The organism is Thermomicrobiales bacterium (assembly GCA_037045155.1).
GTDB lineage: Bacteria > Chloroflexota > Chloroflexia > Thermomicrobiales > CFX8 > JAMLIA01.
On sequence record JBAOIG010000005.1, the window covers coordinates 211,733 to 235,143 of the forward strand.

General features: G+C 64.4%; 19 protein-coding genes. 9 read left to right on the forward strand and 10 right to left on the reverse strand.

What is annotated here, in order from left to right:
• Positions 1 to 196 precede the first annotated feature (196 nt).
• Positions 197 to 982 (forward strand): ParA family protein, encoded by a 786-nt coding sequence (locus V9F06_11200; protein MEI2618168.1) that lies wholly within the window; start codon positions 197 to 199, stop codon positions 980 to 982.
• On the forward strand, positions 975 to 1,847 hold the full coding sequence (locus V9F06_11205) for a ParB/RepB/Spo0J family partition protein (protein ID MEI2618169.1): 873 nt from the start codon (positions 975 to 977) through the stop codon (positions 1,845 to 1,847). The genes V9F06_11200 and V9F06_11205 overlap by 8 nt, the downstream gene beginning before the upstream one ends.
• Positions 1,848 to 1,878: 31 nt before the next feature.
• Here V9F06_11205 and V9F06_11210 read toward each other — a convergent pair whose 3' ends face one another.
• The 5 genes from V9F06_11210 to ftsH form a co-directional block, all read right to left on the reverse strand.
• Positions 1,879 to 2,643: an SDR family oxidoreductase gene (locus tag V9F06_11210; protein MEI2618170.1), complete on the reverse strand. Its 765-nt coding sequence runs from the start codon at positions 2,641 to 2,643 to the stop codon at positions 1,879 to 1,881.
• Positions 2,640 to 4,025, reverse strand: coding sequence for a M20/M25/M40 family metallo-hydrolase (locus V9F06_11215; protein ID MEI2618171.1), 1,386 nt, complete (start codon positions 4,023 to 4,025; stop codon positions 2,640 to 2,642). The genes V9F06_11210 and V9F06_11215 overlap by 4 nt, the downstream gene beginning before the upstream one ends.
• Before the next feature lie 185 nt (positions 4,026 to 4,210).
• Positions 4,211 to 5,446, reverse strand: coding sequence for a beta-ketoacyl-ACP synthase II (gene fabF / locus V9F06_11220; GenBank protein ID MEI2618172.1), 1,236 nt, complete (start codon positions 5,444 to 5,446; stop codon positions 4,211 to 4,213).
• A 98-nt stretch (positions 5,447 to 5,544) separates the two neighbouring features.
• Positions 5,545 to 6,525: an ACP S-malonyltransferase gene (gene fabD, locus V9F06_11225; GenBank protein ID MEI2618173.1), complete on the reverse strand. Its 981-nt coding sequence runs from the start codon at positions 6,523 to 6,525 to the stop codon at positions 5,545 to 5,547.
• A 137-nt stretch (positions 6,526 to 6,662) separates the two neighbouring features.
• The gene (gene ftsH, locus V9F06_11230; protein ID MEI2618174.1) at positions 6,663 to 8,645 is read right to left on the reverse strand and encodes an ATP-dependent zinc metalloprotease FtsH; all 1,983 of its coding nucleotides are present in this window, start codon (positions 8,643 to 8,645) and stop codon (positions 6,663 to 6,665) included.
• Between the two features lie 238 nt (positions 8,646 to 8,883).
• Between ftsH and V9F06_11235 the strand changes: the two genes are divergently transcribed.
• On the forward strand, positions 8,884 to 9,498 hold the full coding sequence (locus V9F06_11235; GenBank protein ID MEI2618175.1) for an HD domain-containing protein: 615 nt from the start codon (positions 8,884 to 8,886) through the stop codon (positions 9,496 to 9,498).
• On the opposite strand, the gene V9F06_11240 is transcribed toward V9F06_11235, so the two are convergent.
• A complete protein-coding gene (locus V9F06_11240) occupies positions 9,449 to 10,789 on the reverse strand; it encodes an MFS transporter (protein MEI2618176.1) in 1,341 nt (446 codons plus the stop codon). The two genes, V9F06_11235 and V9F06_11240, sit on opposite strands and share 50 nt — an antisense overlap.
• 147 nt (positions 10,790 to 10,936) lie before the next feature.
• Here V9F06_11240 and V9F06_11245 point away from each other — a divergent pair, with 147 nt between their 5' ends.
• Positions 10,937 to 12,205 carry an MFS transporter gene (locus V9F06_11245; protein ID MEI2618177.1) on the forward strand — a complete coding sequence of 423 codons (1,269 nt, stop codon included), beginning with the start codon at positions 10,937 to 10,939 and terminating at the stop codon, positions 12,203 to 12,205.
• 2 nt (positions 12,206 to 12,207) lie between these two features.
• Here V9F06_11245 and V9F06_11250 read toward each other — a convergent pair whose 3' ends face one another.
• Positions 12,208 to 12,390, reverse strand: a complete 183-nt coding sequence (locus V9F06_11250; GenBank protein MEI2618178.1) for a hypothetical protein — start codon at positions 12,388 to 12,390, stop codon at positions 12,208 to 12,210.
• 71 nt (positions 12,391 to 12,461) lie between these two features.
• Between V9F06_11250 and V9F06_11255 the strand changes: the two genes are divergently transcribed.
• Positions 12,462 to 13,241: an N-acyl homoserine lactonase family protein gene (locus V9F06_11255; protein MEI2618179.1), complete on the forward strand. Its 780-nt coding sequence runs from the start codon at positions 12,462 to 12,464 to the stop codon at positions 13,239 to 13,241.
• A gap of 79 nt (positions 13,242 to 13,320) precedes the next feature.
• On the opposite strand, the gene V9F06_11260 is transcribed toward V9F06_11255, so the two are convergent.
• Positions 13,321 to 14,544 (reverse strand): CoA transferase, encoded by a 1,224-nt coding sequence (locus tag V9F06_11260; GenBank protein MEI2618180.1) that lies wholly within the window; start codon positions 14,542 to 14,544, stop codon positions 13,321 to 13,323.
• Positions 14,545 to 14,546: 2 nt separating this feature from the next.
• Positions 14,547 to 15,341: an enoyl-CoA hydratase/isomerase family protein gene (locus V9F06_11265; GenBank protein MEI2618181.1), complete on the reverse strand. Its 795-nt coding sequence runs from the start codon at positions 15,339 to 15,341 to the stop codon at positions 14,547 to 14,549.
• 266 nt (positions 15,342 to 15,607) lie between these two features.
• On the opposite strand from V9F06_11265, the gene V9F06_11270 reads away from it, so the two are divergent.
• Positions 15,608 to 17,314, forward strand: a complete 1,707-nt coding sequence (locus V9F06_11270) for an ABC-F family ATP-binding cassette domain-containing protein (protein ID MEI2618182.1) — start codon at positions 15,608 to 15,610, stop codon at positions 17,312 to 17,314.
• Positions 17,315 to 17,372: 58 nt separating this feature from the next.
• Positions 17,373 to 18,035, forward strand: a complete 663-nt coding sequence (gene pdxH, locus V9F06_11275; GenBank protein MEI2618183.1) for a pyridoxamine 5'-phosphate oxidase — start codon at positions 17,373 to 17,375, stop codon at positions 18,033 to 18,035.
• Positions 18,036 to 18,185: 150 nt separating this feature from the next.
• Here the strand turns inward: pdxH and V9F06_11280 are convergent, their stop codons facing one another.
• Complete coding sequence (locus V9F06_11280; GenBank protein ID MEI2618184.1) at positions 18,186 to 20,726, reverse strand: malic enzyme-like NAD(P)-binding protein; 2,541 nt, start codon at positions 20,724 to 20,726, stop codon at positions 18,186 to 18,188.
• 439 nt (positions 20,727 to 21,165) lie between these two features.
• On the opposite strand from V9F06_11280, the gene V9F06_11285 reads away from it, so the two are divergent.
• Both V9F06_11285 and V9F06_11290 read left to right on the forward strand, forming a co-directional pair.
• Positions 21,166 to 22,848 (forward strand): FAD-dependent thymidylate synthase, encoded by a 1,683-nt coding sequence (locus V9F06_11285; GenBank protein MEI2618185.1) that lies wholly within the window; start codon positions 21,166 to 21,168, stop codon positions 22,846 to 22,848.
• A 109-nt stretch (positions 22,849 to 22,957) separates the two neighbouring features.
• The gene (locus V9F06_11290) at positions 22,958 to 23,404 is read left to right on the forward strand and encodes a carbon monoxide dehydrogenase subunit G (GenBank protein MEI2618186.1); all 447 of its coding nucleotides are present in this window, start codon (positions 22,958 to 22,960) and stop codon (positions 23,402 to 23,404) included.
• Positions 23,405 to 23,411 lie beyond the last annotated feature (7 nt).

Consider the following 23,411-nt stretch of genomic DNA (forward strand, 5'->3'; position numbering starts at 1 on the left):
GTGGCCAGACCATCCACGGCCCGGTCATCATCCTCATCGGCGACAGGTTGACGATCCATCGACCGTCGCCGTCCCACGCTCGCTATCACGACTAGATATCCCGTCCCGTCGTCGTCTACTCCGGCGGCGACGGCGCGGGTCGGTCCGGTATAATCCCCAGTAGTCAACGTACGTACATCGCCGGATCGGACGATTCATGCCCCGCACTATCGCCTTCTTCAACCAGAAGGGCGGGACCGCCAAAACCACCAGCACACTCAACGTCGCCGCTGCGCTCGCCGAACGCGGCGTGCGCGTCCTCACGATGGATCTCGACCCCCAGGCTAGCCTGACGATGGCGTTCGGCGTGGACGTTGCCGGCCTCGAGTTTTCGGTCTACGACCTCTTCCTCGACGACGACCTCCCCATTGCCGACATCATTGTCCCGACGACCATCGACGGCGTTCACCTCGTCCCGAGTCATCCCGACTTCGCCACCGCCGAGATGGCGCTGATCAACGAGCTGGAACGGGAACGGATGCTGGCGACCCGGCTCGCCGCCGCTGACCTCTCGGACTTCGACGTCGTTCTCATCGACGCGCCGCCGGCCCTCGGACTGATCAGCATCAACATCCTGGTCGCCGCCTCCGAGCTGATCATCCCGATCGAGCCGCATCCGCTCTCGCTACTCGTCCTGCCACGCCTTTTCGACACCATCGCCCGCGTCCGCCGGCTCAACCCGAGCCTGAGCGTCGTCGGGTTTCTGCCGACGAAGGTCCAGCGGACGTCACGCCTCGCGAACGACATGATCGATGCCTTGCGCCACCGCTACCCCAACACACCGATCCTCCCGCCAATCCCACTGTCGATCAAGGGCGCCGAGTCGATTGCTGCCCGCACATCGATCCTCGATTACCTGCCGAAGTCGCCACTCTCCGTCGCGTACCGTGACGCCGCCGCCGTGCTACTCGATCATTCGCCGATCGGGTCGGCCCATGTCTGAGCAACGCGGACGTCGCAAACGCTTCTCCGTCGACGCGTTGTTCACCGACACCAGCGCGCGAGGAGTCGGCGTCAGCGAGCTGGTCGAAGCGAAGCTGATCCAGCTCGATCGTATCGAGCCCGACCCGCGGCAGCCCCGTACCGATTTCGACGCTGACGCACTCGAGGAGCTCGCCGGCTCGATTCGCGCCGACGGTGTCCTACAGCCGATCGCGGTCCGCTACGACGCAGAACGCGATATCTACGTGATCATCCACGGCGAACGCCGCTGGCGTGCTGCCCGGAACGCCGGCCTCGATACGATCCCTGCCGTCGTCCGCGACGTCCCCGAAGACCGCCGACTGATCCATCAGCTGGTCGAGAACGTCCTCCGCGAAGACCTCAATGCTCTCGACCGCGCAGCGGCACTTCGCGGTCTCAAGGCAAGCATGAACGATGCCCCCTGGGAACAAGTCGCCGAGGCCGTCGGCATTCGCCGTAGCCGCCTCTACCAGCTCCTCGGGACCGAGAAGCTGGCCGAGCCGCTCCAGGAAGCTCTACGTCGCGGCATCATCTCCGAGAAGCAGACGCGCTCGATTCAGCGTCTTCCCGAAGGCGTCCAGACCGAGCTTGGCAACCAGATTCTCGGCGGCCAGCTCGCCCCGGCCGCGCTCGCCACCTATGGCACCACTCGCACGGCGCGGGCCGGCCACGCCAGCGCCGACTATGCCCCCTTGCTGCGGCAAGCCACCAGCATGCGACGAACCATCGACGCGCTCACAGGTCCGGCAACGAACGCAACAGCCCGTGAACGCGCTCGCATTCGCGCGTCGCTCGTCGACCTCCGCGAGACGATCGATCTTCTCCTCCGTCGCCTCGAAGACTGACTATCGCGCCACCGAGATCGGCGATGCCTGTCTAGGCCACCGTCTGTCCCCCATCCGCCACGAGCATCGCCCCGGTGACGAAGCTGGCCTCGTCGCTTGCCAGAAACAGCGCACACGCCGCCAGCTCCTCCGGCTCGGCGATTCGTCGAAGCGGGATCATCTCCGTTGCCGCAGCCAGAGCCGCGGGGTCGGCCACGACGTCTGCCGTTAACCGCGTGCGCACAAACCCGGGCGTCAGCGCGTTCACGCGAATTCCCTCCGGCCCGTAGGTCACGGCCAGCGCCCGCACCAGCGAGAGCAGCGCGCCCTTCGTCGCCGCATATGCATGGGTCGGTCGCGTCCCAACGCCGATCAACGCGCTGCTCGACGAGGTCACCACGATCGACCCGCCGCCGGCCGCTCGCAGGTGAGGCAGTGCCGTCCGACACAACGCATAGACCCCGCGTGCGTTCACGTCGAATGCGCGGTCCCATCGCTCCGGCTCGATCGTCTCCACCGTGCCGCCAACGACGACCGTTCCAACCGCTGCGTTGGCAACAACGATGTCGAGACCTCCCAGCCGTTCTGCCGCCGTATCGACCGCGGCTGCCACCGACTCGACATCGCCGACGTCGCACTGCAATGCGAAGGTCGAGCCGTTCCCAACGATCGCCGACGTAAGCTCCTCCGCGCCGGCCAGATTGACATCCAGAATCGCAACCGCCGCCCCTTCGGCGACAAAACGCCGAACGATTGACGCGCCGATCCCGGTCGACCCGCCGGAGATGATGACGCGCTTTCCCGCCAGACGGCTCATGATGTCCCTCCCAGCGACTGCTGCCCAAACAGCTCCCAGATCCGCGCCGCGTAGCGAATCCCGTTGCGGTAATAGTCGAGCACCATGAACTCGTCCGCCGCATGTCCGCGCCAGGCCGGCGGGCCAACACCCGTTCCGGCTGCCGGGATACCTCCGAGCATCCCGCCGAGCCAGACCCCTTGCCGGCCGGAGGCGTCTCCCGTCGGCTGTGTCTCCGGTTGAGCGCCGTACACCTGTCGCGCCGCGTCGATGACGACATCAGCGAATGCGTTATCCAGTGCTGTCCGCGACGCCTCAATCGAGCCCATGTCTTCCATCTCGAAATCCGCGCAGCCGTGGTCGTCGAGAAATTGGCGCAGCGTTGCCAGAAGTACGTTGGGATCCTGGTCGGCCACCAGCCGGAAGTCGAGCCGGCACGCGGCCCGGCTCGGCAGCACCGTCTTGTGCCCCTCGCCCATCCAGCCGGTCGCGAATCCAGCGATGTTGCACGTCGGCGTGAACAGCAGCCGTTCGTGCGCATCCACACCTGACACGCCGTCGATGAACTCCGTCACTCCAAGATCGCGCTGTTGCGCCGCGTCATCCCAGCCGGCCTGCTCCAGCATCTCCCGTTCCAGGTGCGTTACCGGCCGAATCGCATCGTAGAACCCCGGAAGGTGAATCCGCCCGTCCGGCGTCTTCAGTTGCGTCAACGCCCAGATCAACCGCCACGCCGGGTTCTGCACCAGTCGCGCACGAGCAGAATGGAGATCCTGCTCCGCCCCACGAGCACGAATCTCAACGAACAACAGCCCGCTTGATCCAAAGCTGATTCGCGGTCGATTACTGCCACCAAATCCGCCATCAAACGACAACGCAGCATCTGCTTTCAGCAGATCGGTATTCGCGCGCACCCAGGCCGGCAGGCTGGGGCTGCCGCTCTCCTCCTCGCCATCGAACACCAGCTTGATCGAACAAGGTAGATCGACCCCAGCATCGCGAAATGCTGCAATCGCCCGCAGGTGACAGAGCAAGTTCCCCTTCGCGTCGGTCGTCCCTCGCCCATACATTACGCCGTCGACGATCTCGGCGGCGAATGGCGCGTGGGTCCACTCATCGAGGGGTTCCGGTGGCTGCACGTCGTAGTGGTTGTAGATCACCAGCGTCGGCGCACCCTGCCGGGCCGACTCGATTGACCCGAACACGACCGGCAGCCCGTCTGTTTCCATCACTCGCGCGTCGATTCCCAGGTCGGTCATCATATCGACCAGCAATCGCGCGCACTCTCGAACGCCAATGTTCTGCGACGAGATACTTGGCTGCTGCACGACTCGCTGCAACGCCGCGACGCTCTCTCCGAACCGATCCTCGATCGCCTGCTCTACTCGCTCTATGTCGCTCATCGAGCTCCCCCTGTTTGCCTCTGCAACTGGAGCGCACTCTAACAGACACAGGGGGGCTCTTCACTCCTGAAGATGGGAAAGCGGGAGGCACTGCGGAGGGTGCGCAAGGATCTGGCGCGGAGCCAGTGAAAAGAAACCGCCCGGCAGTGTTCCTGCCGGGCGGTCAGAATGCAAGCGTCGAATTGCTATTCGTATCTCTTGAAGATCGCGACGGCGTTTTGTCCACCGAAGCCAAAGGCGTTTACCATCCCGGCTCTCACCGGCATCTCGCGCGCCTCGTTCGGCACGTAATCCAGGTCGCAGTCTGGATCGGGGTATTCGAGGTTGATTGTTGGCGGCACGATTCCATTGACAATCGACTTGACCACGGTCACCCCGGCTACCCCGCCGGCCGCTCCGACGAGATGCCCGAGCGCTCCCTTGATCGACGGCACCGCCAGTCGCCAGGCATGATCCCCGAAGGCCCGCTTGATCGCGGTCGTCTCGGCCTTGTCACCCAGCGGGGTGCTCGTTCCATGCGCCGAGATATGATCGATGTCCTCCGCGTTCAAGCACGCCGCCGCCAATGCGTTCCGCATCGCTCGCGCCGTATATGTCCCATCCTCGACCGGGGCGGACAGGTGGAATGCGTCCGCTGTCATCGCTCCGCCGGCCAGCTCACAATAGATCCTCGCGCCGCGCGCGCGCGCGTGCTCCTCGGTCTCAAGGATCATCGCGCCGCATCCCTCGGCGAAGACGAACCCGTCCCGTTCGGCGTCGAACGGCCGGCTGGCTCGTTTGGGGTCATCGTTCCGCCTCGAAAGCGCTCCCATATTCGCAAATGCCGACACCGCGACCGGATCCATTCCCGCCTCGGTCCCTCCGGCAATAACGATATCGGCCTCGCCTCGTCGCAACAGGTGCCAGGAGTCGACGAACGCCTGCGAGCCGGCCGCACATGCCGCAACCGAACCACGCACTGGCCCATGGATCCCGTATGTCATCGAGACCTGGCTCGCAGCCATGTTCGGCGCATACATCGGGATGAAGAATGGGCTGACCCGGTTTGGTCCCTTTTCGTAATAGTTGCGGACCTCTCGCGTCAGCGTCTGGATGCCGCCGCCGCCGGTGTTCATCATCACCGCGATCCGCTCCGATCGCTCCGGATCGATCGTGATGCCCGCGTCGCACAGCGCCTCGCCGGCCGCCGCCACCGCAAGCTGCGAGAAGCGGTCCATCCGGCGTGCTGCCTTCATGTCCATGTAATTCTTGGGATCGAACCCCTTCACCTCACCGCCGATGCGAACATCCAACGGAGACGGGTCGAACGCCGTGATGCGCGCGACACCACACTCACCAGCGATCAGATTCGTCCAATACGTCTGGACATCATTGCCGATCGGCGTCAGAACGCCAAGACCCGTCACAACTACACGCTGCACGTTGCGGCAAATCCTCTCGGGCTATCTCTCCCCGCGCCAGGCATCCGGCCCGACAGGGTCATTCGGCTCGAATCCCCCACGGTCGCTACGACGACCCGTCAGTTTCCCTCGATCGAGATCCCCAGGTCCCCGACAGTCAGCGTCCTGGCCTCGCGCTTCACTCTCCGGATCAACCCACTGAGCGCCTGGCCCGGGCCGACCTCGAGGAATGTATCGACGCCGTGGTCCACCATTTCGCGAACCGAGCCTGTCCACTGAACCGGGCGGACCATATGCTGTCCGACATTCCGTTTCAGTTCATCGACCGAGGTAATGAAGCGCCCCGACAGGTTCGAGACGATCGGCGTCACCGGCTCGCGAAAGCTGACCTTCTGAACGAGATCGGCAAGCTGCGAGCCTGCCCGCTCCATGAGCGGCGAATGCGACGCTATGCTGATCCCCAGCCGCACGACTCGTCGGGCGCCCGCGGCACTCGCCAGCGCCATCGCCCGCTCCAGCGCATCGACCTCGCCGGAGATCACCATTTGTCCCGGGCAATTGTCGTTCGCGACAACGACGATACCACCGGCCTGGGAAGCTTCTGCGCAGACTGCCTCGAGCTTCTCGTTGGGTAGCCCGATTACTGCAGCCATCCCACCGGGCCGCTCTGCGCCCGCTTCCTTCATCAACCGCCCACGCTCGCGGACGAGATGGAGTGCGTCTTCGAAGTCGATAACCTCGGCGGAGACAAGCGCGGTGTACTCACCCAGCGAGTGGCCGGCCACGCAGACTGGCGACAGGGCTTCCCCGAGATGGCCGAGATGCTCGCGCAGCGCTTCAAGCGCCGCATAGCTCACGGTCAGAATAGCTGGCTGGGAGTTGAACGTGTCCTCCAGCTCGTCGGCCGGCCCCTCAAAGCACAAACGGGAAAGCGAGAAGCCAAGAGCGTCGTCCGCCTGGCGAAAGATCCGCCGTGCCGTCTCCGACGCGCCGTGCAGGCGCTGCCCCATCCCGACGAACTGGCTGCCCTGTCCGGGGAAGACCAATGCCACACCGCGCCCAAGTGCCTTCGTGCCGTGTTCGAGGCTTGCGCTACTCACGGTTCTCTTCCATTCCCCACAACACAGCAGGCAACATCGTCGCGAAAACAAGCAACTGCGCCATGCGGACTATACCAGAAACACCGATCCCGACACTCCGAGCTCTTGCCCGACCACCCAGCGCCGCTGTGTCTGAACTATTCAGCCTCGACCACCTCCATTGCAGCCACCTCAATCGCTGCAGGCGGAGCGCCGAGTAGCTTGATCAGCGCCTCTTCGTCGATTGTCTCCTCGTCGATCAGTCGATGGGCGAGACCGTCGAGCGCCTCCTGATACTGCTTCAGCAGTCCGATCGCCTTCGCCATCGCCTCGTTCAGTAGCCGGTGAACCGCCTCATCGGCGCGGTCGAGCGTGTTGTCGCTCATCTCGCGCTCCTGCGTCAGCTCGCGGCCAAGGAATACGTGCTGCTCGCCAGTCCCGAGGTAGACCGGCCCGATCTCATCACTCATGCCCCACAGGCCGACCATCCGCCGCGCCAGCTCCGACGCCTCCTTCAGGTCGCTCTGAGCTCCGGTCGTCACCTCATTGAACGTGATGACCTCGGCAGCTCGCCCGCCCATCATCACCGCCAGACGCGCCAGCAGATATTGCCGAGAATAGTTGTATCGATCCTCGGAGGGCGTCTGGATCGTCACCCCGAGCGCCCGTCCTCGCGGCACGATCGACACCTTCCGCAATGGGTCTGCCCCAGGCGAGAAGTGCGCGACGATCGCGTGGCCCGCCTCGTGGTATGCCACCACGAGCTTGTCGTGGTCGCTCATCACCATCCCACGCACCGTCCCGAGGATGATCTTGTCGAGCGCCTCGTCGAAGTCCCCTCGCGCCACCGTTTTGCGGCTGTGCCGGGCTGCCGTCAGCGCCGCCTCATTCACGAGATTCGCCAGGTCCGCCCCCGAAAACCCGGGTGTCCCAGCGGCGATTGATAATAGATCGACGTTCCCCTCCAATGGGATGCCGCGAGAGTGGATCTTGAGAATGGCTTCGCGGCCCTTCTTGTCGGGCAGTCCGACGGTCACTTGTCGGTCAAACCGGCCGGGCCGCAGCAACGCCGGATCGAGCACGTCCGGCCGGTTCGTCGCCGCGATCACGATCACGTCCTGGTTCGGCTCGAACCCATCCATCTCGACCAGCAGCTGGTTGAGCGTCTGCTCACGCTCGTCGTTCGAGCCACCCAGACCTGCGAACCGCTGCCGGCCCACGGCGTCCAGCTCGTCGACAAACACGATGGCCGGCGCTGCGGTCTTCGCCCGCTCGAACAGATCACGCACACGCGAGGCGCCGACGCCGACAAACATCTCAACGAACTCCGACGCGCTCACGCTGAAGAACGGCACTCCGGCCTCGCCGGCCACCGCCTTCGCCATCAGCGTCTTGCCAGTCCCCGGCGGGCCAACAAGCAGGATGCCCCGCGGCAGCCGTGCGCCGATCTGGTGGTACTTCGTCGGATTCTTCAGGAAGTCCACCACCTCGGTCAGCTCGCGCTTGGCTTCCTCCTCGCCGGCCACATCGTCAAACGTCAGATGGGGCCGTTCCGGGTCGTACATCTTTGCTTTCGACCGCCCGAAGCCAAAGACATTCTGCTGCCCACGGCTCATGTTGCGCGTCATCAGCACGATCAACCCCACGAACAACAGCAGCGGCGCGACGGTGAACAAGAGCGTTGGCAGAATCGACTGACTCTGCTTCTTCACCTGAATCTCGACACCCTGATCGCGCAACAGCGGCAGCAGCTGTTCATTCGAATTCTCGGGGATTATCGTCTCGAACTTCGTGTCGGTGACAACCTTCGCCGTCCCGGTCGGTGCTGTCTGGCCCGGCGGTAGCAGCTCCGTGCCTGTCCAGGTCATCTCCTTGGTGAATTCGCCGGTGACATCCTGGCCGGAAATCGTCACCGACTTCACCTGCTGCTCCTGCACCGCCGTCACCATCATCGAATACGGCAGCTCGATCCGCGAAACGCTCTGCGGCCAGAGAAACATGTAGATGTAGCCGGCCGAGAGTGCCGCCAGCAGCACCCAGAATAGCCAGCTCGGCATCCGAAAGCGCGGTTGTGGCTCCGCTCCGCGACCTCCTGGTGGGGTCCGCTTCGGTTGCTGTTGGCGACCGCCTGGATCCATCATCGTGTCGCAGACTCCTCTATCGTGGCGCCGCTTCCGGCGATCACGCGACTCCGTGGTGCGTCAATGCACAACAAGCTCAGCGGACGCAGGGCACCCGCTCGCTCCTAAGGATAATCCACCGTCAAGTAAACCGTCAGTCTGCCCTGCAAGCCCCCGCTGTCGGTCTGGTCTGCGGTATGGTTGTTGGTCGCAAACCAGCAAGCGCGGCTGGACGACGGCTGGATAAGTGGAGCGGCTCGTGCAGACGGATGGCGACAGGCACCTGCTCGAGTTCTGGGCTCTCGCTCAGCAACTCAAGACGCTGAAACGCCAGGGCTGGCTCGATCGTGGCGTCCCCGACCCCGAGTCCGCTGCTGAACACTCCTGGGGAGTGGCGCTCCTTGCCTGGCTCCTTGCCCGTGACGATCCCGCGCTCGATCGCGACCGCGTCCTCCTCATTGGCCTGGTCCACGATCTCCCTGAAGCCGTCGCGGGCGACCCAACGCCCTTCGATCGCTACCGCGACGCGCGGGGCGCTATCGAGCCCGGTCGGTTTGCCGAGCCCCCGATCTACACATCCGACGCGCGCCAGGTGAAAATCGCGGCCGAACGCAACGCGCTGGATCAGATGCTTGGCCACCTCGATACGGCAATAGCTGCCGAGGTGCGCGACGCCTGGACGGAGTACGAATCCGGTCGCACTCCGGAAGCCCGGTTCGTCCGGCAGGTCGACAAGCTGGAGACACTCCTGCAGGCTGAGAGCTACGCGGACCGCCACCCCGACCTTGCCATCGGCTCGTTCCGCCTCGGCGCCGACCGCGATGTCACTGATCCCCGCCTGACCCGGCTTGTCCGGCTGAGTCGGAGGTCGTAGCGGCCCCTCCCCCATGGCCCCACCGCTGGTCGCGAGCCGCCGCTTCGGCGTCGAGCTCATCCAGGCGCGACCGACTCATCTTCGGCACTAGCGCGCCCATCGCCAGAGACACGACGACGACCGCCGCCCCGCCGGCAATCATCGCGATCCTCGGCCCGACTGCGCCAGCCATCACCCCACTCTGAAACTCACCCAGCCGTGGCCCGCCCATAGCCATCGCCGAGTGAGCAGCAGCCACACGACCGAGCAATGGATCCGGCGTCGCCAGGTTGCGGATCACGGCCCGCATCGCCACGCTGATCGAGTCAGCCGCGCCTGCGCCCGCCAGCGCCAGCAGCGCGACAAGCAGCGTTGTGCTCGCGCCGAACAACATCAGTCCGGCGCCGTACCCTACGACCGCTCCGACCATGACCATGCCCGGCCGCTCCGGCTGCGGCACCAGGCTGATCAACACGCCGCCAAGCACCGCGCCCGCGGCCGGGGCGGAGAGGAGCAGACCAAACCCTTCCGGCCCGATCTTCAGAACATCGGTCGCGAATATCGGCGCCAATCCGACCGTCGATCCAAGGAGTGTCGCCAGAAAATCCAGGAGAATCACGCCCCAGATAACCGGCGTCCGCCGGATGAACTGCAATCCCTCAACGATCGCCTCGAGATGGTTACCGCGAACCACCGGTGGCTCGAGTCGCGTCTGCATCATAGCCAGCGCCGCGATCACGAAGAGAAACGAGCCGGCGTCCAGCCAGTAGGTGCCAGAGAGTCCGACTTGAGCCACGGCGATGCCGCCGACCGCCGGCCCGACCATCCGCGCGACGCTGAACACCAGCATGTTCAATGACATCGCGGGCGCAAGCTCTACCCGCGGCACCAGCCCAGGGATCAACGCCGCGCGCGCTGGCCCGTCAAACGCCGATGTCGCCGCTGCCAGCGCCGCGATGACATAGAGAAACCAGATCGTCACCGACCCGCTCATCGTCACGACCGCAATCGCCGCGCTCAGCAGCATCAGCATCGCTTGCGTCACCAGCAGCACTCGCCGCCGATTGAACGCATCGGCAACCGCCCCGCCGAGCAGCGATGTCGACATGACCGCGATCGCCCGAATCAGCCCCAGCAACCCGAGCTGCACCGCCGACCCTGTCATCTGATACACCTGCCACGACAGCGCAGCCGCGTGCATCTGAGTGCCCAGCATCGAGACGAACTGCCCCATCCAGATGTATCTGTAGTCTCGATGCCGTAGCACATGAACCGGCAGCCGCCGTCGCGCGCCGTTGTCGACCCCGCTCACCGCGCCTCGTCTCTCCCAGCGAAACTCGCGTCCCACGCCCCCAACAGACGTCGCAGCATACCGACAGTCACGTCGGGACGCCACTTGTGTCCCACCGGACTTGCGCTATCATCGCCAGACGATTTTTCGGGCACTGGGGGACTACTGGTGACCAGAAGCGCCGGCACACAGCCAGAGGAGCCGGTCGAAAGCGCAGCCGGCACGCCCCGCGACGTGGCCCGCTTCGGCGCGCTCGAAGTCCCTGTTTTTCGCAACTACTTCTACGCCACGATCATCTCGAATATCGGCTCGTGGATGCAGATCCTCGCCCAGGGATGGCTGATTCTCCAGCTCACCAATTCACCGTTCTATCTCGGACTCGTGGGGCTCGTGCGCGCAGTGCCAACAATCGGGCTCTCGTTGGTTGGCGGAGTGCTCGCCGATCGCTTTTCGCGCACCCGGATCCTCATGGTAACTCAAGCTGGCATGGCGCTCTCGTCACTGGTCATCGCGCTCCTCACCGTCAGTGGGCTCATCACCGTCTGGCATCTGCTCGTCATCTCGTTTGTCTCGTCGGTGTTTTTCGCCGTGGACAACCCCACTCGTCAGGCGCTCGTCCCCGATCTTGTCGGGCGCGACCGCCTCACCAGCGCAATCGGGTTGAACTCAGCGGCATGGAACGCCGCCGCGATCATCGGCCCGTCCATCGCGGGCATTCTGATCGCCGCCGTCTCGATCTCCGGCGCGTTCTTTCTGAATGCGGCCAGCTATATCCCGGTGCTGATTGCCGTCGCAATAATCCCGCCGCTCGAACGGCGCGCCCCGACCTCTCGCTCGATGATCAGGCAGCTCTCGGAGGGCCTTGGCTACATCCGGTCCGATCGAGCGATCTGGGGCATCCTGCTACTTATCGCCGTTCCCAGCATCGCTGCGCGTCCTTACACCCAGATGATGCCCGTCTTCGCCCGCGACATCCTTGGCCTCGGAGCAACGGGATTCGGCGTGCTCATGGCCGCCAGTGGCATCGGCGCGCTTGCCGGCGCGCTCATTACCGCCAGCCTCGGCGGATTCACCCGTCGGGGCTGGCTCCTCATTCTCGTCACCATCGCCCTCGGCGTGTCGCTGCTCGCCTTTTCGCAATCAACCTGGATCATCGCGTCAATCGGGCTCGTCATCGTCGTGGGCGGCACGTCGACGCTCATGATGTCGCTGGCCAATACCCTCTTGCAGGGGATCGTCCCCGACACCATGCGTGGCCGGGTGATGAGTGTCTACACACTGATCGCGGGTGGTCTGATGCCCCTTGGCTCGATGATTCTCGGCAGCCTCGGTGAGTTCATCGGCGTGCCGCTCGCCGTCGGGCTCGGTGGCGTGATCACCACTATCGTCGCCCTCGTCTTCGTGCGCAGTCTTGATGACGTTCGCGGAGTCCGTTGAGCCTAGCGGCCGAGTGCCAGGTAGAGGAGCGCAATGCAGCCGAGCGCCACAACCGTCATTGCCAGTCCTGTCAGGATGCCCCAGACGGCCGCCCGACGCCGGCTCTCGCGAACCATGGCATCTCGTGCCGTGCTCGAATCTGACTCCTCGACGCCCTGGCGGTCGCTTCGGGGTTGTTCGCCCACCCGTGTGGACTCCTCACGTTACTACGGCACGAAAACGGATTCGGAGAGAGCAGGATAACATGGATACACACGTGACCTCCCTCACCGTCCTCGACCTCGGCCGCGCCGATATCGACATGGGGGTCGTCATGGCCCCCGGCGACCTCGACGGCGTCTGGGCCGTCTGCGCCTTCCCGGGCTATCTCGTCGAGCTCACCGATGGCCGGCGCGTCCTCATAGACACCGGTCCAAATCGGCGCCACATAGACGAACCGATGTATGAGTTCCGCGGAACCGAGTTCGGCAAGCACCTCGTCCCCCGCCTCGCCGCCGTCGATGATTTGCGGAACCGCCTTGGCGAGCTTGGCTATGCCGAGGCCGACATCGACATCGTTGTCCTCACCCATAACCACTTCGACCACGCCGGAAATGTCGCCGATTTCCCCGACGCCGAGATCATCATCCACCGCGCCGACTACGAGATCGGCCTCGACCATGCCCGGAATGGCCGGCCCGGCGGGATCCCCGAGACCAGTCTGGATGGCCGCCCGCTCAACTACCGAATCATCGACGGTGACGAGCAGATCGTGCCCGGACTGACTCTCCTCCACACCCCCGGCCACAGCCCCGGTCACCTGTCGGTCGCGATCGAGCTCCCGGAAACCGGCCTCGTCATCCTCGCGATCGACGCGATCTACTCACGGTTCAACCGCGAACGCGGCAACTACAAGATCGGGGCAGATCCCGCCGCGAGCACGCGATCGGCCGCCCGCCTGATCGCCCTCGCCGAATCCCGCGATGCCCTCCTGATCTACGGCCACGACCCCGACCAATGGCCTACGCTCCGCCACGCGCCCGACCACTATTGCTAAGGAATGAAGGCGTCAGTGATCGGATGTCTCGACTGCTCGACAGGGCGAACCTTGTGTTCGCCCTCGACGGCTCGAACACTCAGGCGCTTCGTTCCCATACGCCGACAATCCCGGCTTCCGTCAGCCGTCGCGCCTCGTCCGCACCGATCCCGATCTCGTCCAGAATCTCCACGCTATGCTGCCCCAACACGGGCGGCGCTTCTCGCACTGCTCCCGGAGTCGCGCTCAGCTTCACCGGCAGGCCCAGCAGATGCAGCAATCCCGCTGTGGGATGCTCGATCTCGACGACCATCTCACGGTGGCGCACCTGCGGGTGGTCGAGCGCCTCGTCCACGCCGAGGATCGGCCCACACGGCACGCCAGCGTCGTTGAGGATCTCCTCCCAGTCCGCCGAGGATTTTGCCTGTAGCTTCGCGCTGATCAGGTCGGCAAGCTCCAGCCGATTCGCGTGCCGGCCGCCATTCGTCGTGAAGCGCTCGTCTTCCAGCAGCTCTGGCGCGCCGATGGTCTTGCACAGCAGCGGCCAGCGCTTATCGCCAGTGCCGCCGATCGTCACGTAGCCGTCCTTCGTCCGGAACACTCCGTAGGGCGCATTGATCGGGTGGTGGTTGCCGGCCGGCGGTGGCACATCGCCGCCGTTCAGATAGCGCGTCGCCTGAAACGCCAGCGCCCCGACCATGCTCTCCAGCAACGATGTCTCGACCCGCTGCCCGCGTCCTGTTCGCTCGCGCGCCTGCAAGGCCGCCAGCACGCCATAGGCGCCGAACAGCCCCGTCAGCAGGTCGGCAATCGGGATGCCTACCCGCGTCGGCTCGCCACCCTCAAAGCCGGTGATGCTCATCAGCCCGGAGACGCCCTGGATGATCTGGTCCAGACCCGGCCGGCTCGCGTACGGTCCGTCTTTGCCGAAGCCAGAGATCGAGCAGTAGATGATGCCCGGGTTCGTCTCGGCGACAGTCTCGTAACCGATCTCCAACGCCTCCATCACCCCTGGTCGGAAGTTCTCGACCACCACGTCAGCAGTCGCGGCCAGCTTGCGGAAGATCGCCTGCCCCTCTGGCCGCTTCAGATCGAGCGCCAGTGAACGCTTGTTGCGGTTGGCTGCAAGGAAGAACGCGCTCTCGCCGTTGAAGAACGGCGGCCCGCTCGACCGAGCGTCCTCGCCCTTGCCCGGATTCTCGATCTTGATCACGTCTGCGCCGAGATCGCCCAGCCACATTGCCGCGGTTGGCCCAGCCAGATGCCGGCCCAGGTCGATCACCCGAATGCCAGACAGCGGCATCATCCCCTCCCCATCAGCCATGTCTAGCGCCCCTTCCAGTCCGGCTTGCGCTTCTCCAGGAAGGCATCGACGCCCTCTTTGAAGTCCTCACTCATGTAGGCCCGCACCATGAGATCGGTGTCGCGTGGCGGGCGGCGCGAGTGCAGCACCCGACGCACTGATTCCTTCGTGACCTGCAACGTGATCGGCGCGTGTCCGGCGATCTTCTCCGCCAGCGCGCTCACTCGCTCCTGGAACTCCTCCGGCGCGACGATCTCGTTCACCAACCCGATCGCCTGCGCCTGCTCGGCGGTCACCATGTCGGCGGTAAAGATGATCGCCTTCGCGCGCGCCGGCCCGACCAGATCCACCAACCGCGCGTAGCCGCTCATCGACAGTGCGTTGCCCAGTGTCCGCGCAATCGGCACCCCGAACTTCGCGTCCGGAGTGCAGACCCGCAGGTCACAGGTCAGCGCGATCTGCGCGCCGCCGCCGACCGCGTAGCCACGCACCGCTGCGATCGTCGGTCGCGCCAGCGATTCCAGACGCGCCAGAGCTCCCTCGATCCGCGCCTCGTAGTCGATCGCGTCCTGAGGCCCCGAGAACGCGCGGAACTGGCTGATGTCGGTCCCGGCAACGAACGCCTTCTCCCCCGCTCCAGTCAATACCAGCACGCGGATCTCCGGGTCGGCCTCCACCTCGTCGCAGATGCTCGCCAGCCGGTCATACATCGCGAACGTCATCGCGTTGCGCGCCTCGGGTCGGTTGAACGTCACCCAGGCCACCCGCCCGCGTCGCTCGAACAACACGTCCTTCGTCACGTCCGTCGCTGTGTCCACGCTACCCCCTCATGTCTGCTCGTCACCACGATCTCATGTCCCCGGCTCACGGCATCCTAGCGCCCCTCTCGCCCAACCCGCAACGAACCACGCCTTGCAGTTCCTTTCCGCTCCGTGCTAGAGTCCCAGACTGACGCGGCCATGCGTCTACGACCCAGTCTCAGGAGCCACTCCCTTGACCACGGACCTGTAACCACAGCACACCTTGGGCCGGCCAGCGCCGGTTCCCATCGTCCATCGCTTCTCGATGAGGTTACAGGTGCACCATGCTGCTCAGTGTCTCGCGGGTCTCAAAGACCTTCGGCCCAGTGTCCGTTCTCGACAACATCTCCTTTGTCGTCAACAACGGTGATCGTCTCGGTCTCGTCGGCGCCAACGGCGCTGGCAAGTCCACGCTGCTCCGAATCATCACGGGTGAGATCCTGCCGGATAGTGGCGAGATCCTCATTCCTGATAGCGTCGTCGCCGGCTACCTCGCCCAGCAACCACCCGACCTCCCCGGCGCGACCGTCGATGATCTCGTCTACGAAGTCATCGGCGCGCTACGCCAGATCGAGAGCCGGCTACGCGAGATCGAGGCGATGCTTGCCGAGGGCATCGACGAGGTCGACACGCTGCTCGATGAGTATGGACATCTCCAGGAACGATTCGAGCGCCAAGGTGGCTACGAGCTGGACCACCGGATCGAGATCGTCTTCGCCGGCCTCGGCCTCGCCGATCTGTCGCGCGAGCGGCCCTTCGTCACCCTCTCCGGTGGCGAACAGGAGCGCGTCCTGCTCGCCACGCTGCTGCTGCAATCCCCCGACCTGCTGTTGCTGGACGAGCCAACCAACCACCTCGACTTCGCTGCGCTGGGTTGGCTCGAGTCATACCTGGCGGGGTATGCGGGTGGCATCGTCGCCGCTTCCCACGACCGCGCCTTTCTGAATCACACGGCTACCCGCATCGTCGAGATCGACGAACGCACCCACACCGCTACCGAATATGCGGGCAACTATGCTGCCTACGAGCGCGAGCGCGAACGCCAGCAAGCCGCCTGGCTCGCTGAATTCGAGACTCAGCAGGAGGAGATTCGCGAGCTACGCCGGGCGATCCGGCTCACCGGACGCAAGGTCGCTCATAATCGCGCCCCGCGAGATCCCGCAAAGATGGCCTATGACTTCAAGGGTGGCCGGGTAGACACCGCGGTCGCCCGCAACGTCCACGCCGCCGAAGAGCGGCTGCGCCGAATCGAGGCCGATCCGGTCTCCAGGCCACCCAGCGCGCTCCGTATCCTGCCCTCATTCGACGTCGCCGAGGCGCGAAGCGCCGAAATCATCTCTGTCGCCAGCCTCACCCAATCCTGGGACGGTGACGTCGTACTCGATGACGTCTCATTCGTCATCGGGTCGGGAGAGCGAATCGTCCTTGTCGGGCCAAACGGCGCCGGTAAGTCCACTTTGCTGAATATCATTGCCGGCCGGCTTCAGCCGACGACGGGTGACGTTCACGTCGCGCGCGGCATCCATCTCGGTTATCTCGATCAGTCCGCCGACATACCCGGCCAGTCTGGCACAGTCCTCGACGCCTACCGGCAGGGGCTCGGACTCCATGGCCAGGACGCGATTGACGAGCTGATCCGCTATGGACTGTTCACAATCGAAGATCTTGCCAGGCCGGTGTCTGTCCTCAGCGCCGGCCAGCGCCGAAAGCTCCAGATCGCCCGCCTCCTTGCCGAGCAACCGGCCGTCCTCCTGCTCGACGAGCCAACGAACCACCTCAGCTTCGACGTCCTCACGAAGCTCGAACACGCCCTCGCCGAATATCCCGGACCGATCCTGGCAGCTTCCCACGACCGCTGGTTCATCGAGCGATTTGCTGGACGTCTCTGGGAGGTTCGTGATGGCCGTATCGTCGTCCATCACGGCTCGCCGGCCGACGCGCTCGAACATCTCAGCAAAGCGATGCCCGCGTCCAGCATGGATGTATCATGACGACTGGTCGCCGGGTGGGCCGTGACCGGGCCGAGGGATGCAGCAGGAACGACGAGTGATGACCGATTCGACGAAGCATGGTCTGTCGATTGCCGACATGCGCCGCGAGTACCGCGAGCCGGGGTTCGACGATATCGACGTGAACCCCGACCCCTTCCGTCAGTTCGAAGCCTGGTTTCAGGACGCTGTCGACGCAAGTGTCATCGAATCGAACGCGATGATCCTCGCGACGGCAACGCCCGACGGCCGGCCTTCCGTCCGTGTCGTCTTGCTGAAAGGCATGGACGAAGACGGCTTCATCTTCTTCACCAATTACGATAGCCGCAAGGGCGCCGAGCTGGAAGCTAACCCGCGCGCCGCGCTACTGTTCTACTGGCCCGAGCTCACTCGTCAGATCCGCGTCGAGGGCCGTATCGAGCAGGTCAGCCGCAGGGAGTCCGCGGAATACTTTCACTCGCGCGCCCACCTGAGCCAGCTTGGCGCATGGGCGTCCCGGCAGAGCAGCGTCATACCCTCCCGCACGTACCTCGAAGAGCGCATGGCCACGCTGGTCGAGCAGTACGACGGCCGGGAAGTCCCGCTCCCGGCATTCTGGGGCGGCTATCGGTTGACACCCGAGACGTTCGAGTTCTGGCACGGCCGCCCGAATCGTCTCCACGATCGTCTCCAGTATGGCCGCCAGCTCGACGACTCCTGGGAAATCGAGCGTCTCTCTCCCTGACGGGATTGTCGTGGTGGCGATCGAACCAACGGAGCCACCACGACTACTGTTCTCCTCCGCCGATAGGCAGCGGGCGCAAGGGGCGACGAAACGCCCCCGTGGCTCGACTCCGCCACACTGCGAGGCCGCTGAGTTCCCCGAGAGGGGGCGCTAGATCGCCAGCTTGCCCGTGTAGATCCGATCGTGTGTTCGCTGTGCGACATCGGCCGGGTCGAGCAAGGTCCGCGCCACACCCGTCTCGATCGCCGCACGCGCGACGGCGGCCGCCACGGCGGGGGGCACACGCAAGTCGAGCGCTGCCGGCATGACGTAGTCCGGCCCGAGCTCGTCGTCGCTGACCAGATCCGCGATAGCATGCGCCGCCGCGACCTTCATCGCATCGTTGATGTCCAATGCCTTTACGTCCAGCGCACCTCGGAAGATGCCTGGGAAAGCCAGCGAGTTGTTCACCTGGTTCGGGTAGTCCGACCGCCCGGTCGCGACGACAAGCGCGCCAGACTCGTGCGCCAACCCGGGTTCGATCTCCGGGTTCGGGTTGGCTAGCGCGAAGATGATCGGGTTCGCATTCATCACCCGGATATCGTCCGGAGTGACTGCGCCTGCGCCGGACACTCCGACGAACACATCCGCGCCCACCATCGCGTCGTGGAGCGTGCCGTCCACGTTCTCCTTGTTAGTGACCTGGGCCATCTCCCGCTTCGGCTGGTTCATGCCGGTCGTTCGGTTTCGTGAGATGATGCCGAGCCGGTCGCACATGATGATGTCGCCGACACCAGAGGATAGAAGCAGCTTCGAGACTGCGATGCCAGCAGCGCCCGCGCCGTTGACGACGATCTGCACGCTTTCGATCGCCGTTCCACGCAGCCGCAGCGCGTTGAGCAGCGCCGACAACACAACGACAGCGGTTCCATGCTGATCGTCGTGGAATACCGGAAGCTTGAGGCGAGCCTTCAAGCGTTGCTCGATCTCGAAGCAGCGAGGCGCGGAGATGTCCTCCAGATTGATCCCGCCAAACGATGGCGAGATTGCGGCGACGATATCGACAAGCTTCTCCGGGTCGCGCTCGGCGATACAGATCGGAAACGCCTCGACGCCGGCCAGCGTATGGAAGAGGACTGCCTTCCCCTCCATCACCGGCAGCGCCGCCTCTGCTCCGATGTCTCCCAACCCCAGCACGGCCGTCCCGTCGGTGACGATCGCGACGACGTTGTCCTTGACCGTCAGCTCGAATACCGACATCGGGTTACGGTAGATCTCGGCGGCCGGAGCCAACGCAGCCGGCGGCACATACAGCACATTAAGAATATGGTGATCCTTGATCGGAATCTTCGAGCTGATCTCCAGAACGCCGCCAAATCGTCGCCGCAGATCCAACGCCTCCTCGCGCAAGCCCTCAGGCTTGCGGCGAGACTGTCCATTCGCGACACCGTTCGTCGTTGACCGCGGCAACATCACCCCTTCGTAGACGAATCGGCGAGTCCGCTCGGCGACCGCTTCCGGATGCACGTCGTAGAGCGCCTCCCCCGTCTCGACCGCCGCCTGGACTACCGCTGCCGCAACCGCTGGCGCGACCCGATAATCGAAGATCCGCGGCACGATGTTGTCGGGGTTCAGCTCGTTGTCCGGCACGAGCGATGCCAGCGCCTCGGCGGCATAGACCAGTGTCCGTAGCCGGATATTGCGCGCGCCGCTATCCAGCAGACCACGGAACACGCCGGGGAAGACCAGCGAGATATCCATCATATTCGGATGGTCGGATCGCCCGGTCGCAACGATCGCCGCGCCCGCTTGCTTCGCTACCGATGGGTCGATCTCCGGATGCGGGATCGACAACGCCAGCACGATCGGATCGGGCGCCATCGACGCCACCATCTCTGCCGTGAGGATGCCCTCGGTCGACACACCCACGAAGATGTCAGCGCCACGCAGCATGTCCGCCAGTGAGCCGCGCCGCCGCGCCCGGTTGGTTTCCTTCGCAAGGTACTGCTTCGCCCAGTTCATCCGCTCAGCTCGGCCGGTATAGATCGCGCCCGCCCGATCGCAGACGATGATGTCGCGCACCCCGAATCGATGCAGCAGCCGCGCGACACCTACCCCGGCGACGCCGCTTCCCGCGATAACAACGCGGGAATCCTCCAGCCGGCGGTTCGTCAGCTTCGTTGCGTTCAGGAGCGCGCCCAGCACCAGGACTGCCGATCCATGATGCTGGTTGGAGAATACTGGTATGGTCGACGCCTTCTCAAGATGATCGGCGACCGTAAAGCAGCGCGGCGCGCTGATGTCATCGATGCAGATTGCGCCGAACGTAGGCGCGAGCGCCGACGCAGTGTTGACGATCTCAATCGGAGCGGTTATGTCTAGTGCTATGGGAAACGCATCAACGCCGGCGAACGTCTTGAACAGGACGCTCTTGCTCTCCAGAATCGGCAGCACTGCCTCGGGCGAACCACCCTCACGACCGAACAGGTCTGAGCCATCCGAGATGATAGCGACCGTGTTGCCCCGACAGGTCAGGTCGAACGCAGATTCAGGATGATCGACGATCTCCAGACACACCTCGGCAACACCCGGCGTATAGACCAGGCCCAGTATCGACCGATCGCGGATCGGCACCTTGCTATTGACCCCGATCAACCCCTGGTAACGCCGCCGATAGTCCAGACCCTCGTCTTCATGGTCAATGCGATACAACGTTTATCCGAGCCATTCTCAGTTCATCGCCAGTAGCCGCCAACCATTAATTCTACGCCACCTCCCAAGAGCGCCGGCGCTGGACACGGGAGCGTCGCGACACAACTGTCCCAGCCGAACCACATCGTCCGAACGCAACTGCGGAGGGCCACACGACGACCAACAAGACCACCACTGCGTGCGTTCCACGTGGAACGTTAGCCCGCGCCGACTCGGCGTACCCCCGGCGACAACTACTTCTGCGCTTTCCACCTGGGTGGACTGCCCCTCACGCCACCAAGACTCGCGGAGGGCGGGCCATCGAGCGATGGGTAACTGCACTGGATGCATCCGTCAGCGCCCCGCGAGTGACTCAGAGTCATGCCTTGTGCGACGATGGGCGAACGGGTATTCTATGTACGTACACTGCCCATTCGTGCTGGGCGAACAAGGGGGAACTATGTCCGCACTGCCTGACGCGGCCCGCGATAAGAGCTATCCGTTCGCCTCGACGCCGCCGACCATCCGGTTGTTGCATGATGAGTCCGCGGCCCATCCGTTTGCGCTAGCAGTTGCCGCTGCCTGGTCCTGCTATGGCTCCAGACCGGCCAGGGTCGAGAGTGTCCTGAAGCTCATGGACGTCGGCCTCGACGACGGCGACGAGCTCCGACCGCACCGACGCTCGCGCGCCCAGCGGCTCTATCGAGATCTGTTTGACGCCGGCCATCACACGACCTTCCAACACGCGAACTTCGTCTTCATCCTCGATGGCGTGTCACGCCTCGCGATCTGGTCGTTCTTTCACCATCACCCGCACTACAACTCCGAGCAGGTCAGCCAGCGCTACCGCGAGGTCTCAGGTAAGGCGATGGTAACGCCAGGACTCTCCGAACGGCAGGAGGCGATCTATCGCGCCGCCACCGAACGAGCCATCGACGGCTATCGCAACCTCACGGAGATCCTCTCGCCGGGCCTCGCCGAGCGATACGCGAAGGTCTTTCCGTCTCGGGCCAAAGCGGCCGGCCCCGAGGCAGAGCGGCGAATTGCCGACGCGGTCCAGAAGCGCGCGCAGGAAGTGGCCAGGTACGTGCTGCCGTTGGCGACCCCCGCGCACCTCTACCACACGATCAACGGGCTGACCCTCCTTCGATACTACGTGCTGGCTAACCAGCTCGATGTGCCGGCAGAAGTGCGCTACATCGTCAACACGATGGTCGCTGAGGTCCTCAAGATCGATCCCTATTTCCTGGGAGCGCCGGGGTACGAGCTTGATCTTCAGATCCTCGGCGCAGAGGATACGATCGAGTATGAAGCACTCTCCGGGATGCAACAGACGATCGGAGCCCCGGCAGACGAGCGCTTCTTCGACGAATTTGACGCCGAACTCGGCGACTTTGACTCCCGTCTGGCGAGCTACAACGTCGACGCCGAAGCAACGCTGGCCAACGCTGTCCGCGCTGTCCTCGGGCGCGCGCATGACGAAATGACCGACGAAGACGCGCTGCTGGCAGTCCTCGATCCCGCGCGCAATCACTACCTTGGCCACCCACTCTTCCTGGCCATGAACTCGAAGCTGATGCAGACGATGAATCACGTCCCGTTCACGTTCCAGAAACGTATCAGTGGGGCTGAAGATGCCCAGAACCAGCGCCACCGTGGAACGTTGTCATCCGGGCCGGTGCTGGCTTCCCACATGCGGCGTGATCCCGACGTGATCGTTCCGCACGAGGTGGCCAGCAACGATCAGGCGCTCGAGGAATACCAGGCAACTGTTCGCGCGCTATGGGACGCAAAGAATCAGCTTCTCGACGACGGTGTCGCGCCGGAGCACGCCCTGTACTTACTCCCGAACAGCCATCGGCTCCGCTTCTACGAGACCGGCACGTTGCTGACCTACTACTGGAAGTGGGTGAAGCGCCTCTGCTACAACGCGCAGCGCGAGATCTTCGACACCGCGGCGCAGGAGACGGCACAGGTTCGTGTCGCGCTGCCAACGATCGGCGAGTTCGTGAGCGGTCCGCCGTGCGTGCTCCGGTCGAGGGCAGGCAACAAGCCGTTCTGTCCGGAAGGTGAGCGCTACTGCGGCATTCCAGTCTGGCGGGGGTTCGATCCCGACACACTCGTGGAACGTCGTATTCTGTAAGCCCCGCTCGTATCGCCGTCAAGCGCCCGCCGGCCCGGTCCGGCGGGCGTTCGCCTATACTCGGCATATATGAGACCGCGCACGTCGAAATAATGGGAGGGCATTCACGATGGAGTTCAAGGGCGATGTCACGATCCAGGCGCCCCGGGAGCGGGTCTACGCGTTTCTCACCGACCCGAACCAGGTGACCCAGTGTGCGCCCGGGCTCCAGAGCTTTGAGATCATCGACGAGGACCGCTTCAAGTGCACGGTCAAAGCGGGCGTCGGCATGATCAAGGGCACCTTCAACTTCGATATCACATTCCAGAAGCGCACCGAGCCGTCACATGCCACAATCCTGGCCGCCGGCAAGATGCCCGGGTCGGCGGTGTCGATGACGAGCACAATGGACCTCGCCGATGCCGGCGGAACCGCGACGGTGATGACGTGGGCTTCCGATGTGCGCGTGAGCGGGACGATCGCTGGAGTCGGCGCACGACTGATGGGCGGCGTTGCGGACCGAATGACCAAGGACATCTTCGGCTGCATCAAGTCGAAGCTCGAAACAGAAGACTGACACCAAT